We start from the raw sequence: 14,353 nt of genomic DNA on the forward strand, positions 1-14,353 counted from the left end.
GTTCCACTCCTCGGGTGTACGGCGGGGAAGACGGCGGGCACGGAGATGCGCCCGCCGAAGCATTCCGCGTGCACCCCTTCCACGGATGCGCGCCGCACCGAACCCGCGGGCGGGGTAGGCCGGTCGGCGCATCGCCACCCCGCGAGGGTGAGCGGACCGGGGCACGCCGGCACGGGTGCGGCGACTGCTGTGACCACCCACGGCCGGGCACGGTGACGCCCCGTCGGCCGAGTGCCGTGACCGCTCACCCGGTAGGGCGCCGTGCCCCGCCGCCCTGGTGGGGTACGACGTACCGTCGGCCGGACGCCGTGACCCTGCCGCCCCGGTGGGGTACGACGCACCGCCAGGTGGGCCTGGTCGCTCACCCGAACAGCGTCCGATTCGGGTGCCGCTCGTGTGTCGCCGCGCTCCCGGCCGGAGCCCGCAGTAGCTTCACCGCTCGCGGCCGCCCCCGTCCGGATCGGCCCCGGCACCCCCCAACTACCCCGGCGGACGGGAAAAAAGGACGCCATCGCATCCGCCACCCCCACCCCCGCCGAATCAGCTCCGGCAAACCCGCGTCCGCAACGACGAGAGGAACCGGGATGCGTCGTACGAGGGCCGGGGGGCACCCCGCGATCGGCCCGGCACCCCTGACCCCGCACAACATCCGGGAGGCGAGCGCCTCTTCGGGCCCGCCCGGCGGCTCGCACCCGCACCCGGAGGCGGTGGACGCGGACGTGCCCGCCGCCGTGGGACGCGTGCTGGACACGGTCCTGCGTGAACGCGTCACCCAGGCGTCCGCGCTGGACACCGACTTCGGAGCCGACGTGGCCGAGCGGGTGGCCCGGTTCACCCGGCAGGGCGGCAAGCGGATGCGTCCGCAGTTCCTGTGGTGGGCGCTGCGCGGCTGCGGCGGCGGACGGAATGCCGTCCAGACCGAACACGCCCTGCGGATCGGCGCGGCGCTCGAACTCATCCAGACCTGTGCGCTCGTCCACGACGACGTCATGGACGCGTCCGTACTGCGCCGGGGCCGGCCGGCCCTGCACGTCGACCTCTGCGCGCAGTACGCCCGACTGGGCGGCCGGCGGGCCCGGTCGCTGGGCGAGGCCGGGGCGATCCTCGCCGGCGACCTGGCCCTCGCCTGGGCGGACGACGTCGTCGCCGACCTGGGCGCCGACCCGGGGACGCCGCCCGCCGTCCAGCGGATCTGGCGGGCCATGCGCACCGAGATGGTGGCGGGCCAGTACCTGGACGTGCTCGACCAGGCGAGCGTCTCCGGCTCTCCGGCACGGGCCATCCGCGCCGCCTGCCTCAAGAGCGCCCGCTACTCCGTGGAGCGGCCACTGGCTCTGGGCGCCGCGCTGGCCGGAGCGGACCCCGGCACGACCGACGCCCTGTGCGCGGCGGGGCGCTGCGCCGGAGTCGCCTTCCAGCTCCGGGACGACCTGCTGGGCGTCTTCGGCGACCCGCTCGGCACGGGCAAGCCGTCCGGCGACGACATCCGCGAGGGCAAGCGCACCTACCTGGTCGCTGTGGCGCGGGCGCGTGCCACGCAGGCCCGGGACACGGCGGGCATCGAGGTTCTCGACCGGTGCGTCGGCGCCGGTGACCTGACCCCGGCCCAACTCGCCGAGGTGCGGCACGTCCTGGAGGCCACCGGCGCGCGGACCGCCGTCGAGCGGAGGATCGGGCGGCTCGCGGACCGCAGCGCCCAGCACCTCGCCGCGGCCGCACTCCTGCCATCTGCCAGGACCCGCCTGCACGCCCTCATGTGCGCGGCGGCCGGGGTGACACCGGCCCCGGAGCCGGCGGCGGAACCGCCGGGCACCGCCGGGCAGGACCCGACCGCATGTCTCACCGGCGCCGGAACCGCGGGAGGAACACGATGACGAGGACGATCCCCGGCCGCACCGACCACGTGGTGGTGGTCGGCGCGGGCCTGGCCGGGCTGTCGGCGGCACTCCACCTGCTGGGAGCGGGCCGCCGGGTGACCGTCGTCGAGCGCGGCACCCTGCCGGGCGGACGGGCCGGCCGCATCGACCGCGCCGGGTACCGGATGGACACCGGCCCCACCGTGCTGACCATGCCGGACATCGCCGACGAGGCGTTCGCCGCCGTCGGCGACAGCCTCCACGACCGCGTGGACCTGATCCCCCTCCACCCCGCCTACCGAGCGCGCTTCGCCGACGGCAGCGAACTCGACGTCCACACCGGGGCGGACGCCATGGAGGCCGAGATCGAACGCTTCGCCGGGGCCGGCGAGGCCGCCGGCTACCGACGGCTGCGCCACTGGCTGGAGCGGCTCTACGCCGTGCAGCTGCGCCGCTTCATCGACGCGAACTTCGACTCGCCGCTGCAACTGCTCACCCCGGACCTCGGCCGACTCGCCGCACTCGGCGGGTTCGGCAGACTGGACGCCCGTATCGGACGCTTCCTCGGCGACGAACGCCTGCGCCGCGTCTTCTCCTTCCAGGCCCTGTACGCCGGAGTGCCCCCGGAGCGGGCCCTCGCCGCGTACGCCGTCATCGCGTACATGGACACCGTCGCCGGTGTGTACTTCACGCGGGGCGGCATGCACGCCCTGCCGCAGGCCATGGCCGACGCCGCCGCGGACGCGGGTGCGGAACTGCGCTACGAGCACGACGTGACGGGTCTCGAACGCTCCGGCGCGCGTGTCACCGCGGTCCTCACCTCCCAGGGCCGCATCCCGTGCGACGCCGTCGTGCTCACCCCCGACCTGCCCGTCACCTACGGCCTGCTGGGCCGCCGCCCCCGCCGGCCGCTGCGCCTGCGGCACGCGCCCTCCGCCGTCGTCCTGCACGCGGGCACCGACCGGACCTGGCCGGGCCTCGGGCACCACACGCTGTCCTTCGGCCGGGCCTGGAAGGGCACGTTCGACGAACTGACCAGGACCGGGAGCCTGATGACCGACCCGTCCCTGCTGATCACCCGTCCCACCGCCACCGATCCGTCACTCGCCCCCGAGGGCCGCCACCTGCACTACATCCTGGCGCCCTGCCCCAACACCGACATCGGACCCGGGGCCGCCGCCTGGGGCGACCTCGCGCCCCGCTACCGCGACAGCCTCCTGGACGTCCTGGAGCACCGCGGACTCACCGGGATCACCGCGTCGATCGAGGAGCAGTGCCTGGTCACCCCGGCCGACTGGCACGGCCAGGGGCACGCCGCAGGTACGCCCTTCTCGGCGGCGCACACGTTCACGCAGACCGGCCCCTTCCGCCCGCGGAACCTCGTCGCCGGCACCGAGAACGCGGTGCTGGCGGGCTGCGGGACCACCCCGGGCGTCGGCGTACCGACCGTCCTCATCTCCGGCAAGCTCGCCGCGGCCCGCATCACGGGCCCCCGCGCCCGCCGGGGCCCCCGCCCACCCGTCCGCCGTACGACCGTTGAAGGCGTCCGCCCATGACCGACCGCGAACTCGATGCCGCCGGCATCCACGAACCGGACCTGCGCGCCGCCTACGCCCACTGCCGCACGCTCAACGCGCGGCACGGGCGGACCTACTTCCTCGCCACCCGGCTCCTGCCCGTGGCGCGTCGGCCGGCCGTGCACGCACTGTACGGATTCGCCCGCTGGGCCGACGACATCGTCGACGCCCTGGACGAGCGCCGCACCGTCCACGACCGCACTGCGGCGCTCGCCCGGCTGGAGACCCGCCTGAGCCGCGGCCTGCGCCGGGACGGCCCGGTGGACGAGCCGGTGGTCGCGGCCCTCGCCGACACCGCCGCCCGCTACCGCATCGACCACCGCCACTTCACCGACTTCATGGCCTCGATGCGCAGCGACCTGCACGTCACGGACTACGCGACCTACGCGGACCTGTACGGCTACATGCACGGTTCGGCCGCCGTCATCGGGCTCCAGATGCTGCCCGTGCTCGGCACGGTCGTACCGCGCGAGGAGGCCGCCCCGCACGCGGCGGCGCTCGGCGTGGCCTTCCAGCTCACCAACTTCCTCCGCGACGTGGGGGAGGACCTCGACCGGGGGCGCGTGTACCTGCCCGCGGACCTGCTGGGCGCCCACGGCGTCGACCGGGCCCTGCTGCGCTGGAGCCGGGACACGGGCCGCCGCGACCCCCGGATCACCGCGGCCCTGCGCGCCGCCGAGGACCTGACCCGCGGTGTCTACCGCGCGGCTGCCCCCGGCCTTGCCATGCTCGACCCGGTGTCACGGCCCTGCATCCGCACCGCTTTCGTCCTCTACGGAGCCATTCTCGACACCCTCGCCGACGAGGGATACGCCGTGCTGCACCGCCGTGCGGTGGTGCCCCGGCGCCGGCGGACCGCGGTCGCGCTGGACGGCCTGGTGCGCGTGGTGGCCGCGCGGACCAGAGCCCGCGGCGCGGACCGCACGGCACCGGGGTCCGCCGGCCCCGCCTCCCGCGAAGGCCGCGCGCGGCCGTCCCGGCGCAAGGAGGCGGCGTGAACAGCCCGCGCCGGCCTGCCCTGCGGCGGCTGCCGCTGCGGCTGCGCCACCGTCCCGTCGCCTGGGAGAAGCAGCGGCCCACCTGGCGCGAGGCGCGGCCGGGCGTCATCGCCGACGCCCTGAAGCGGGCCCTCGCCCGCCCGTCGGGCAACTGGTACGTCGTCGGCGCCACCCGGGACCTCGGTCCGGCCCGCCCGCTGGCCTGCTCCGTCGCCGGGCAGGAAGTCGTCGTCTGGCGGGACGCCGGCGGACGGCTCGTGGCCGGGCCGGGGGTGTGCCCGCACCTGGGCGCACCGCTGGCCCGCAGCCCCGTCCGCTGCGGCACTCTCGTCTGCCACTGGCACGGCCTCGCCCTGGACGGCGGCCCCGCGGCCGGCTGGGACCCCCTGCCCGTGCACGACGACGGGGTGCTGGTGTGGGTGCGCCTCGACACGGTCGGCAAAGAGGAGCCGCTGCCCGCACCGGTGGTACCGGCACGACCGCCGCTGCCGGGTGCGGTCGAGGCCGTGTACGGCGCGGTCGGCGGGTGCGAGCCGGAGGACGTGGTGGCCAACCGCCTCGACCCCTGGCACGGGGCCTGGTTCCACCCGTACTCCTTCGTGGACCTGACCGTCGTCCGCAGCCCCGCCGACCCGGGGTCCGGCTCCGGCGACGGCGACGCCGACCGTGACGACGGGTTCGCCGTGGACGTCTCCTTCAAGCTCACCGGCCGGCTCGTCGTGCCGGTACGGGCGGTGTTCACGGCGCCGGAACCCCGCACGGTGGTCATGCACATCACCGACGGGGAGGGACAGGGCTCAGTGGTCGAGACCCACGCGACCCCGCTGGCCCCGGACGCACTCGGCCGCCCGCGCACCGCGGTGACCGAAGCCGTCGTGGCCGCGTCGGACCGCCGCGGCTTCGCCGTCGCCCGCGGCGCGGCGCCCCTGCTCCGCCCGCTGATCCGAGCCGCCGCGGGCCGCCTGTGGCGCGACGACCTGGCCTACGCGGAAAGACGCTGGCAGCTACGCCACACGGGACGGTTCCCGGGCTGAGGCAGGGGCCGGCACTGCCACGTCAGGCCGTCGACCCCACCTGCGCGCTCTCCCACGCGAATCCGTCCGGGTCGGTGAACGGTGCGCCGTCGCCGCCGATCGTCAGCCGGTGCGATCCCGTGCCGTCGGGGGAGACCCCGGCGTCCTTGGCCAGGGCGCGGCGCCGGTACAACGCCAGCTTGACGGGGCTCGGCCCGGCCTCGAACTCGACGTACACGCGGCTGAAGCTCTTGGCCACGGCGAGGCCGTGCTCGACGTAGAACCGCTTGCTCGCGGCCACGTCCGCCACGCCCAGCAGGAGCACGATGTCGTCGATCTGCCGGGTGCCCGGGCCGGTGTCCTTCTTCGCCGACGTCGCCACCTTCCAGATCGTCCCGTCCGGAGCCCGGACGACACCGCCGTAACCCCAGAGCGACTTCGCGGCGGGCTTCAGCGGCTCGGCACCGGCGTCCAGGGCGGCGCCGATGAGGTTGTCGACGGTGGCCGGCTGCGACACCGTGAGGGACAGCGTGAATCCGCGGAAGCCGGTGGTGGGTGCCTGTGAGGCGCGCAGACGTACCTGCGAGCCGAGACCGAAGGCGGTGGTGCAGAAGCGCCGGGCGGCCGTGGGGTCGGCCACGTGAAGGGTGACGGATGCGATGGATGCCATGCCCGTCACGCTAGTTGCGCCCGACCGACGCGCGCTTCTCCGATCCTGACCGGTTCGGGTGACGGCCGGGTCGTCGTACACCCGCCGGCCGCGCACCCTGTGCCCCCGCGTGCCGAGCAGCGCGCCCCCGGGAGAGGGCACTTCCCCGCGGCGGGAAGTGCCCCGCCCGTCACTGGCCCCCGACGCGCTCCCGGAGCTGCTCGGGCGTCAGATAGGCGTTCGTGTACTCGAAGTCCCGCAGGGTCGCCGGCGTACGGGTCAGGAATCCCGTACGGACGAAGTCGTCGCCGGCCACCGAGTTCAGCGCCCAGTTCGTCGCCACCCTGACCTTCGCCACGTTGGTGCGCAGCGCCGACCAGTGGTAGCCGCGGGCGGCGATCAGAGCGGGCAGTCCGCGCAGCTCGACACCGAGCGGCTTGGACACGGCGTCCATGCCGCCGAGGTCGACGACGAGCCCCAGATCCTTGTGCACGTACGGCGTCATCCGCTGCCCGCGCAGCGACGCGATGACGTTGTCCGCGACGTGCCTGCCCTGCCGCAGCGCGTGCTGCGCGGTCGGCGGGCAGATGGCGCCCGCCGTGTCCTTGGCCTCGTCCGGCACGGCGGCGGAGTCACCGAGCGCGAAGACGCCGTCGTGGCCGGGCAGGCACATCTCCGAGGTGACCGCCAGCCGCCCCTTGACCGTCTCGGCCCCCAGGGTGGCGATCAGCGGGCTCGCCGCGACACCCGCGGTCCAGATCAGGGTGTGGGTGGGGATCACCCGTCCGTCGGTGAACGTGACCTCGTCGGGGCCCGCCTTCGCGATGGACACCCCCAGGGAGACGTCGATGCCCCGCTTGCGGAGGATGTGCAGGGCGCTGCGCCCCAGCTTGTCGCCCAGCTCGGGCATGAGCTTCGGCGCGATGTCGATCAGGTGCCATTTGATCAGCTTCGGGTCGAGCCTCGGGTAGCGCTTGACGGCGTTGTGCGTCAGGCGCTGCAGGCACGCGGCGGTCTCCGTGCCCGCGTAGCCCCCGCCGACCACCACGAACTGCAGCCGCGCCGCCCGCTCCGTCTCGTCCTCGCTGGCGTCGGCGATGTCGAGCTGCGAGATGACGTGGTCACGGATGTACACGGCTTCGGCGAGCGTCTTCATCCCCCGGGCGTGCTCGGTGAGGCCCGGGATGTCGAAGGTGCGGGTGATGCTGCCCGGTGCCAGCACGATGTGGTCGTACCGCTCGTTGACGATCTCGCCCGAGATCTTGCGGACGACGCACACCTTGGCCTTCAGGTCCACGCCGATGGCACCGCCGGGGATGATGCGCGTGCGGTACTTGCGGCTCCGGCGCAACGACACCGCGACCGACTGGGGGGTCAGCACCCCGGAGGCGACCTGCGGCAGCAGTGGCAGATACAGCTGGTAGGAGAACGGTGTCACCAGAGCCAGTTCCGCCTCGTTCGGTGTGAGCTTGCGTTCCAGCCGCCGTACGCACTCCACTCCCGCGAAGCCCGCTCCCACTACCAAGATCCTCGGTCGTGACACGATGTTCATCCCTTCACCGGCTGCCGACTGTCTGGCTTCCACGGGTTCCTCTGCCCCCGGTCCGCCGCCTCGCACATGATTGATCCCACCGCGCTACGAGCCGGCGCGCCACCGGGCGCCGCTGCGCGCCGCATCGGTGTTGGACAGTCACGGAGCCGGGCGCTTCGAGGATCACTCTGCTGAGGCCCGGTGCGGCGCCGGCGGGAGGGACAGCCGGGTAGCTTTTCCGGACTCGGACGCCTCAAAAAGTCCACTTCCCCGTGTCGTAGGAAATCTGTCGTGGCGGGAGTAGACATTCGGCGTTGCGTGAGGTTAGTGTCTTCCTCGTAGCCAAGAAGTCGTTGAGGCGGCAGGGACGAACTGCCGTATGTGCAGTACCCGCAGTGCCAAGGCACGGCAGCGGAGTGACAGGGCCGGAGAAAGCCGGGGTCCTGTGGCTGGCTGCCGGGCCTGGCGGCTCACAGGAGCCGCCAGTCGTACGCAGGAACCGAAGCTGCAGGTCGATCGAACAGGACAAGCACGAAGGAGGTCGACACCATCAGGATCGCCCGGGTGAGCGCGTAGTCGTCCCGGGTACCGCAGGCCCCGGATCGGAAGGTGGTCACACGGTTAAGCATCAGCGATCCCCGCACTCGCCCACGTCCCCCTGGCGACCGTGCGGAAACAGAAGGCCGGCGCAGACGTAGGCCGGCAGATGGTGTTGTAGAACCAGGGGCTCCGGTGCCGTACGGCACCGGAGCCCCTCGACTTGCGCCCCGCGCCGGGCCTCGCCACACCCGCCCGTGGCCGTCCACCGGCCGGCGGGGGCTGCTCCCCGCGCCGCCGTGCCGTACTCCGCGCCCCTGCCGGTGAACACCGGTCGCCCCCGCGGTTCCTGACAGCGGATCAGCCGGACGGCGACGTCGATGACCGGTCCCGGCCCCCGCGCACCGGGCGGGTCGTAGTATCGGGTGATCTCGGGTGGGAGATGGGGGTGGGGTATGGGCAGGCAGCGTCCCGGTGTCCCGACGCTGGAGGAGGTGGCCGCCCGCGCCGGTGTGGGGCGCGGCACCGTCTCCCGCGTCATCAACAACGCGGTGGGCGTGCGCGCTTCGACCCGGGACGCGGTGCGCCGCGCCATCGACGAACTGGGCTACGTGCCCAACCTGGCCGCCCGCTCACTGGCCGGACGTCGCGCCGACGCCGTGGCGCTGGTGATGACGGAGAAGGACTGGCGGCTGTTCGGCGAGCCCTTCTTCAGCGAGATCGTCCGCTCGGTCGGCGACGCCCTGACCGACAGCGGGGTGCAACTGCTCCTGACGCTGATCCGTTCCGAGACCGAGCGGCAGCGCTTCGTGGAGTACGCGCGCGGCGGCCGGGTGGACGGGGTCCTGATGATGTCCGTCCGCGCCCAGGACCCGCTGCCGGACATGCTCGCGCAAGCCGGTCTGCCCACCGTCCTGCTGGGGCGGCGCACGGGCGACGAGTGTGTGACGTACGTCGACGCGGACAACGTCGGCGGTGCTCGCGACGCGGTCTCCCACCTGCTGGACAGCGGACGCAGGACCATCGCCACGATCACCGGTCCGCTCGACATGTACGTCGCCCAGTGCCGGCTGCGCGGCTACCGGGAGGCGCTGCGGCGCGCGGGAGCCGAGGACGTGCCGTCCCTCGTCGTGGAGGGTGATTTCACCGAGGAGAGCGGACGCCGGGCGATGACCGGCCTCATCGAGCGGCACCCCGGGATCGACGGGGTGTTCGCCGCTTCGGACACCACGGCCGCCGGTGCGCTGACCGCCCTGCGCGCGGCGGGCCGCCGGGTTCCCGACGACGTCGGAGTCGTCGGCTTCGACGACTTCCTGCTGGCCCAGCACACGGATCCCAAGCTGACCACGGTCCGTCAGCCGGTGGAAGAGATCGGCCGGGCCATGGTGGGACTGCTCGAGGAGGAGATGAAGGAGCCGGCCGTGGCCTGGCGCCATGTCATCCTCCGGACGGAACTCGTACTGCGCGACTCCGCCTGAGCGCGCGGTACCGAAGGACCCCCGCACCGACGGGCTCGCCGCCGCCGGCATCCGGTGCCGTGCCTCGGAGTTGCGGACCCGGCGACTCCGGGGGCGCGAGGCGTGGTCCGGGAGCGCTCCCGGAAAGAACGGACCCGGAGCCCCGCCGAGGTAACACTCCTCGGACCAGCGGTTTCGGGATTGCGTCCACGCCGTCCCGTCCACCCTCTTGTCAGGGACATGGGTGACTCCTACAGTCCCTCTCGAACCACGCATGGGAGCGCTCCCACTGATTCCGGGACGAACGGTTACGCCGCACACCCCGGCCGCCCCTCCGAGAGAGGACCCCCCGCATGCGACCGTCGCAGTGCATCACCGCCACCGACGCCGGGTTCCGCGCCGCATTCGCAAAGCCGACGGCCTTCAGCCTGAACGGGGCCGCCTGCACGACCGCGTGACGTTCCGTGTGGGGTTTGCCGCGCATCGCTCGCCGGCCCGGGAGGCGGTGCGTGCCTGACTCCCCGCCCGTCCGGCCGGCACCCTCGCCGGACGGGCGGGGCTTCCAACGCCCCGGCCCCTGGGCGGTAGCCGTTTCCCGACCGACGCGTGCGAACCCGACGGCACCCGTCGGCCGGGGGGCGCACCACCCCGCACACCCGACCGAGTACGACCGGAAGGAGAAAAGCATGGCTCGACGCAGCACCGTACTGTCGATGGCGGCCGCCTTCGCCACCCTGCTCGCGGCGCTCGGCATGACCCTGCTGGGGCAGGGCTCCGCCGAGGCGCACGGGGTGGCGATGCTTCCCGGCTCGCGCACCTACCTCTGCTACCTGGACGCCCGTACGGGCAACGGAGCACTGGACCCGACGAATCCCGCCTGCCGGGACGCTGTGAACAAGAGCGGCACCACGCCGCTGTACAACTGGTTCGCCGTGCTCGACTCCCAGGCGGGCGGCCGGGGCGCCGGTTATGTGCCGGACGGCACCCTGTGCAGTGCCGGCGACCGGTCGCCGTACGACTTCTCCGGCTACAACGCGGCCCGCGCCGACTGGCCCAGAACGCATCTGACGTCGGGGAAGACCATGCAGGTGCAGTACAGCAACTGGGCGGCGCACCCGGGTTCGTTCCGGGTCTACCTGTCCAAGCCCGGCTGGTCGCCCACGTCCCAGCTGGGCTGGGGCGACCTGGACCTGATCCAGACCGTCACCAATCCGCCCCAGCAGGGGTCACCGGGTGCCGACGGCGGCCACTACTCCTGGGACCTGGCTCTGCCCTCCGGCCGTTCGGGCAACGCCCTGATCTTCATGCAGTGGGTGCGGTCCGACAGTCAGGAGAACTTCTTCTCCTGCTCGGACATCGTCTTCGACGGCGGCAACGGAGAGGTGACGGGCATCAGGAACCCGGGCGGCACGCCGACGCCGACGCCCACACCGACGCCCACCCCGACCCCGACGCCCACCCCGACCCCGACGCCCACCCCGACCCCCTCGGATCCGCACACCGGATCGTGCATGGCCCAGTACACCGTCGTGAACTCCTGGAGTGGCGGCTTCCAGGCGTCCGTCGAGGTGATGAACCACGGCACGGAGCCGCGCAACGGCTGGGCCGTGGCGTGGAAACCGGGCACGGGGACCAAGATCAGTAGCGTGTGGAACGGGTCCCTGTCCACCGGCACGGACGGCACGGTCACGGTCAGGAACGTCGACTACAACCGCGTCATCGCCGCCGACGGCAGTGTCACCTTCGGCTTCACCGCCACCTCCACGGGCAACAACCTGCCCGCGGGCTCCATCGGCTGCGTACCGGCCTAGGTTCTGCATGTGACGTGACGTGACGTGACGTGCCGGTCGCAGTCCGCACGGAGGGCTGCGACCGGCACGTCGCATCACCATGCCGCGTGACGATCCGTCATGGACGTCCTGCCGGGGGACTCCCGTCCGGCTCGCGCGAGTCGGCCCCGGACAGGCCCCGGCGGGGAGCGGTGAAGCGGGTCCGCCACAGATCGCGGAGCAGGGCGATCTCGGCCATGTGATGGATGAACTCGAGGTTGGCCCCCGACAGCACGGTGATGAACGGGTCGTCGGGGTCGGAGCCGTACGGATACTGCGAGAAGCCGACCCTGTCGAGCTGTTCGTCGGTGACGGCACCGACACTGTCGCGCCAGCGGTCGATCAGTGTCCAGAAGCGCTCGAGTGCCAGGGCGGGGGAGGGAGTGAAGTCGACCAGCAGCTTCGGTTCGTGCCGCCGTTCACCGAAGGTCCACTCCCATCCGCCCGCGAAGTGGAAGTGCAGGTGCGCCAGCCGCCAGGCGATGGTCGTGACGGGCGTCTCGTCGGGCTCGGGCGTACCGGTGTGGGCGAGGATCTGCTCGACCCGCTCGACACCGACACTCCAGTCGTCGGCGATCTTGGCCACGGTCATGCCGCCGGCCGCCTGCCGGGCCACCTCGGCGTACTCGCTCGCCGGGATGTCCGGGTTTCCCAGGTCGAGAACCCACTCGCCCGGCCCGAACGCCCTCGGTGTCGTCGCCTCGCCCCGGCGCCGGAGCGACCAGCAACCGGGCACCGGCTCCCACAGGTACTCCTCCTCGCCGAGCCCCGCCAGCCGTACCTGGGCCATCTCCCTGGCGTGGTCGAACTGATCGAGCAGCAAACCCAAGCGGTCGGTTCGCGGGCCCTGACTGTCCATACCCGGCTGCTCCCTCATGTCGCGTCTCACCGCACCACAGCCGGAAGGTAGTCGCTCACCCCACAGCGCGCGACCGGTTAATCCGCCCGTGAAGCGGTGCCGCCCGCCGGCGACGGCGTTCGCCGCGCCACCGGCGCACCAGGTCGCGCCCGGCGTCCGGCCACTGCCCGTGGTCGAAGCGGAAGCCCGCGGCCGGCAGGCGGCCGGGGACGACGCGGCGGCTCTTCAGGAGGAGTTCGGTGTCCGAGCGCAGCGCGAAGGCGCCGAGCTCGGCCATCCACGTCGTCGCCGGCAGGCCGACCGGGACGCCCCAGGCCGCGCGCAGCTCCCGCATGAAGGCGCGCTGCGGAAGGGGAGCGGGGGCGGCGAGGTTCACCGGTCCCGCGATGTCGTCCCGGTCGATCAGGAACTCGACGGCACGCACGAAGTCCCGCTCGTGGATCCAGGACACGTACTGCCTTCCTCCCGCGACCGGGCCGCCGAGCCCGAGCCGTGCCAGTCGAGACAGGACGTCGAAGACCCCGCCCCGGTCGGGGCTCATGACCATCGCGGAGCGCAGGGCGACCTTGCGGGTGTGGGGTGTCGCGGCCTCTTCCTGCGCCCGCTCCCAGGCGCGGGCGATCTCGACGCTGTAGGCCCAGTACCCCGGTACGCCGGGTTCGGCGCCGCCGAGCACGCCGGTCGCCTCGTCGTTCGGTGCGTCATGGCGATGTGCGTAGATGGTGGCGGTGCTCATCTGCAGCCACACCCGGGGCGGCCGCGCCGCGGCATGGATCGCCTCGCCCACCACCCGGGCGGAGTTCACCCGGGAGTCCATCATGGCCCGCAGGTTGTCCGCGGTGTAGCGGCAACTGACGCTGCGTCCCGCCAGGTTGACGACGACGTCGCTGCCGTCGATCGCCTCGGCCCAGGGGCCCGGAGTCTCGCCGTCCCAGTGGATCTCGCGTTCGCGCACGGGCCGCCTGGTCAGGATCAGGACGTCATGACCCGCCGCCGTCAGCGCCCGGTCGAGGATCGTGCCCACCTGCCCGGTTCCCCCGGGTATCACTATCCTCATCGGGCTGCCTCTCCCTTGTCGGCCCCTGGTGCAATGAGTTGAACACGTTCAAAAATCTCGCACAAGGCGGCAGGACTGAACGGCCGGACGGCGATCGGCACGGATCACCTGGCCTGGGGGCGGGGGAGCGTCGCGGCTGAACCTGCGGCTCGGTGTCCACGTATCTCTGCACAGGGGATGCCGACGACCCACGCCCGCGGAAGGAGAGCAGTGTGCCGACACCGCCCGAACCCGGCCCGCGGCCGGAGGGCCCGGCGATAGAGCCCACGCACGTCGAGCGAGGGCGCGCGCCCGATTCGCTGGCGGACCTCCTGAGGCGGGTGCGCGAGAAGGAGGACGGCAGGGCGGCGGCCCGCGACCCACGGGACACCTCGGACCAGGAGCGCGCGTCAGGTCAGTCGTACGTGCCTGACCCCGGCGCGGTTTCCGGGCAGCCCTACGAGTCTGACCCCGGCGCAGCTTCCGGGCGGTCGTACGTGCCTGACCCCGGCGCGGTTTCCGGGCAGCCGTACGCACGTGACCCCGACGCGACTTCCGGGTCCCCGTACGGGACTGACGGTGGTGGGGCTTCCGGGCCGCCGTGTCCGTCCGTGCCGGACCCCGGGTTCACGCCGGGGGCCTTTAGCGAGCCCGGCCACGAGTTCTCCTTCGTCGACCCGCCCGGGGCGCCGCCGTTCGCGGAGGAGGACACGCAGGAACTGCCGCCCGTATCCGAAGGGCCCGAGCCCGCCTCCGGGAGAAGCGCGCCCACTGGAGGCGCGGTTACCGGGGGCGGGGCTACCGGAGGCGCGGCCACGGAAGGCATGCCTGCGGGAAGTCCCCCTGTCGAGGGCGCGTCCACCGGGATCGCGACCGCGGATGACGGGGCGGCGGAATCACCGCCGCAGGGGAAGCCGGCGACAGGAATCGGGCCGGCGCCAGGGAGGCAGAACGGCGCTAGGCGGGTGGCGGCCGGCCGAGGGGCCCACGGGTGGACGGCTGGAACACCCG

11 protein-coding genes are annotated in these 14,353 nt (G+C 73.2%); 6 read left to right on the forward strand and 5 right to left on the reverse strand.

The window, feature by feature from the left end; genetic code table 11:
* Positions 1-584: 584 nt before the first annotated feature.
* Genes AC0ZLC_RS02825 through AC0ZLC_RS02840 form a run of 4 tightly spaced genes read left to right on the forward strand, consistent with a single transcriptional unit; the run spans position 585 to position 5,465 of the window.
* Positions 585-1,874 (forward strand): polyprenyl synthetase family protein, encoded by a 1,290-nt coding sequence (locus tag AC0ZLC_RS02825; RefSeq protein ID WP_476750250.1) that lies wholly within the window; start codon positions 585-587, stop codon positions 1,872-1,874.
* Positions 1,871-3,412, forward strand: a complete 1,542-nt coding sequence (gene crtI / locus AC0ZLC_RS02830) for a phytoene desaturase family protein (RefSeq protein ID WP_476750251.1) — start codon at positions 1,871-1,873, stop codon at positions 3,410-3,412. The genes AC0ZLC_RS02825 and crtI overlap by 4 nt, the downstream gene beginning before the upstream one ends.
* Positions 3,409-4,431 carry a phytoene/squalene synthase family protein gene (locus tag AC0ZLC_RS02835; protein WP_476750252.1) on the forward strand — a complete coding sequence of 341 codons (1,023 nt, stop codon included), beginning with the start codon at positions 3,409-3,411 and terminating at the stop codon, positions 4,429-4,431. Before crtI ends, AC0ZLC_RS02835 begins: the two co-directional genes overlap by 4 nt.
* A complete protein-coding gene (locus AC0ZLC_RS02840) occupies positions 4,428-5,465 on the forward strand; it encodes a Rieske (2Fe-2S) protein (RefSeq protein WP_476750253.1) in 1,038 nt (345 codons plus the stop codon). Before AC0ZLC_RS02835 ends, AC0ZLC_RS02840 begins: the two co-directional genes overlap by 4 nt.
* 22 nt (positions 5,466-5,487) lie before the next feature.
* Here AC0ZLC_RS02840 and AC0ZLC_RS02845 read toward each other — a convergent pair whose 3' ends face one another.
* The 3 genes from AC0ZLC_RS02845 to AC0ZLC_RS02855 all read right to left on the reverse strand — a co-directional run bounded on the left by AC0ZLC_RS02845 (position 5,488) and on the right by AC0ZLC_RS02855 (position 8,241).
* Positions 5,488-6,114: a glyoxalase gene (locus tag AC0ZLC_RS02845; protein WP_476750254.1), complete on the reverse strand. Its 627-nt coding sequence runs from the start codon at positions 6,112-6,114 to the stop codon at positions 5,488-5,490.
* A gap of 169 nt (positions 6,115-6,283) precedes the next feature.
* Positions 6,284-7,645: an NAD(P)/FAD-dependent oxidoreductase gene (locus AC0ZLC_RS02850; protein WP_476750255.1), complete on the reverse strand. Its 1,362-nt coding sequence runs from the start codon at positions 7,643-7,645 to the stop codon at positions 6,284-6,286.
* A 449-nt stretch (positions 7,646-8,094) separates the two neighbouring features.
* Positions 8,095-8,241, reverse strand: coding sequence for a hypothetical protein (locus tag AC0ZLC_RS02855; RefSeq protein WP_476750256.1), 147 nt, complete (start codon positions 8,239-8,241; stop codon positions 8,095-8,097).
* Between the two features lie 375 nt (positions 8,242-8,616).
* Between AC0ZLC_RS02855 and AC0ZLC_RS02860 the strand changes: the two genes are divergently transcribed.
* Together AC0ZLC_RS02860 and AC0ZLC_RS02865 are read left to right on the forward strand one after the other, a co-directional pair.
* Positions 8,617-9,639 (forward strand): LacI family DNA-binding transcriptional regulator, encoded by a 1,023-nt coding sequence (locus tag AC0ZLC_RS02860; protein WP_358855915.1) that lies wholly within the window; start codon positions 8,617-8,619, stop codon positions 9,637-9,639.
* A 665-nt stretch (positions 9,640-10,304) separates the two neighbouring features.
* Positions 10,305-11,429: a lytic polysaccharide monooxygenase gene (locus AC0ZLC_RS02865; RefSeq protein ID WP_476750257.1), complete on the forward strand. Its 1,125-nt coding sequence runs from the start codon at positions 10,305-10,307 to the stop codon at positions 11,427-11,429.
* A 97-nt stretch (positions 11,430-11,526) separates the two neighbouring features.
* Here the strand turns inward: AC0ZLC_RS02865 and AC0ZLC_RS02870 are convergent, their stop codons facing one another.
* Together AC0ZLC_RS02870 and AC0ZLC_RS02875 are read right to left on the reverse strand one after the other, a co-directional pair.
* Positions 11,527-12,306, reverse strand: coding sequence for a DinB family protein (locus tag AC0ZLC_RS02870; protein WP_476750258.1), 780 nt, complete (start codon positions 12,304-12,306; stop codon positions 11,527-11,529).
* A gap of 55 nt (positions 12,307-12,361) precedes the next feature.
* Positions 12,362-13,363 (reverse strand): TIGR01777 family oxidoreductase, encoded by a 1,002-nt coding sequence (locus tag AC0ZLC_RS02875; RefSeq protein WP_476750259.1) that lies wholly within the window; start codon positions 13,361-13,363, stop codon positions 12,362-12,364.
* Between the last annotated feature and the right edge of the window lie 990 nt (positions 13,364-14,353).

The organism is Streptomyces sp. GLSS-08 (assembly GCF_056387915.1).

Bases quoted from the DNA above. Each gene is read 5' to 3' on its own strand.
- AC0ZLC_RS02825 (WP_476750250.1), top strand. From the start codon at position 585: ATGCGTCGTACGAGGGCCGGGGGGCACCCCGCGATCGGCCCGGCACCC.
- crtI (WP_476750251.1), top strand. From the start codon at position 1,871: ATGACGAGGACGATCCCCGGCCGCACCGACCACGTGGTGGTGGTCGGC.
- AC0ZLC_RS02835 (WP_476750252.1), top strand. From the start codon at position 3,409: ATGACCGACCGCGAACTCGATGCCGCCGGCATCCACGAACCGGACCTG.
- AC0ZLC_RS02845 (WP_476750254.1), bottom strand. From the start codon at position 6,114: ATGGCATCCATCGCATCCGTCACCCTTCACGTGGCCGACCCCACGGCC.
- AC0ZLC_RS02850 (WP_476750255.1), bottom strand. From the start codon at position 7,645: ATGAACATCGTGTCACGACCGAGGATCTTGGTAGTGGGAGCGGGCTTC.
- AC0ZLC_RS02860 (WP_358855915.1), top strand. From the start codon at position 8,617: ATGGGCAGGCAGCGTCCCGGTGTCCCGACGCTGGAGGAGGTGGCCGCC.
- AC0ZLC_RS02865 (WP_476750257.1), top strand. From the start codon at position 10,305: ATGGCTCGACGCAGCACCGTACTGTCGATGGCGGCCGCCTTCGCCACC.
- AC0ZLC_RS02870 (WP_476750258.1), bottom strand. From the start codon at position 12,306: ATGGACAGTCAGGGCCCGCGAACCGACCGCTTGGGTTTGCTGCTCGAT.
- AC0ZLC_RS02875 (WP_476750259.1), bottom strand. From the start codon at position 13,363: ATGAGGATAGTGATACCCGGGGGAACCGGGCAGGTGGGCACGATCCTC.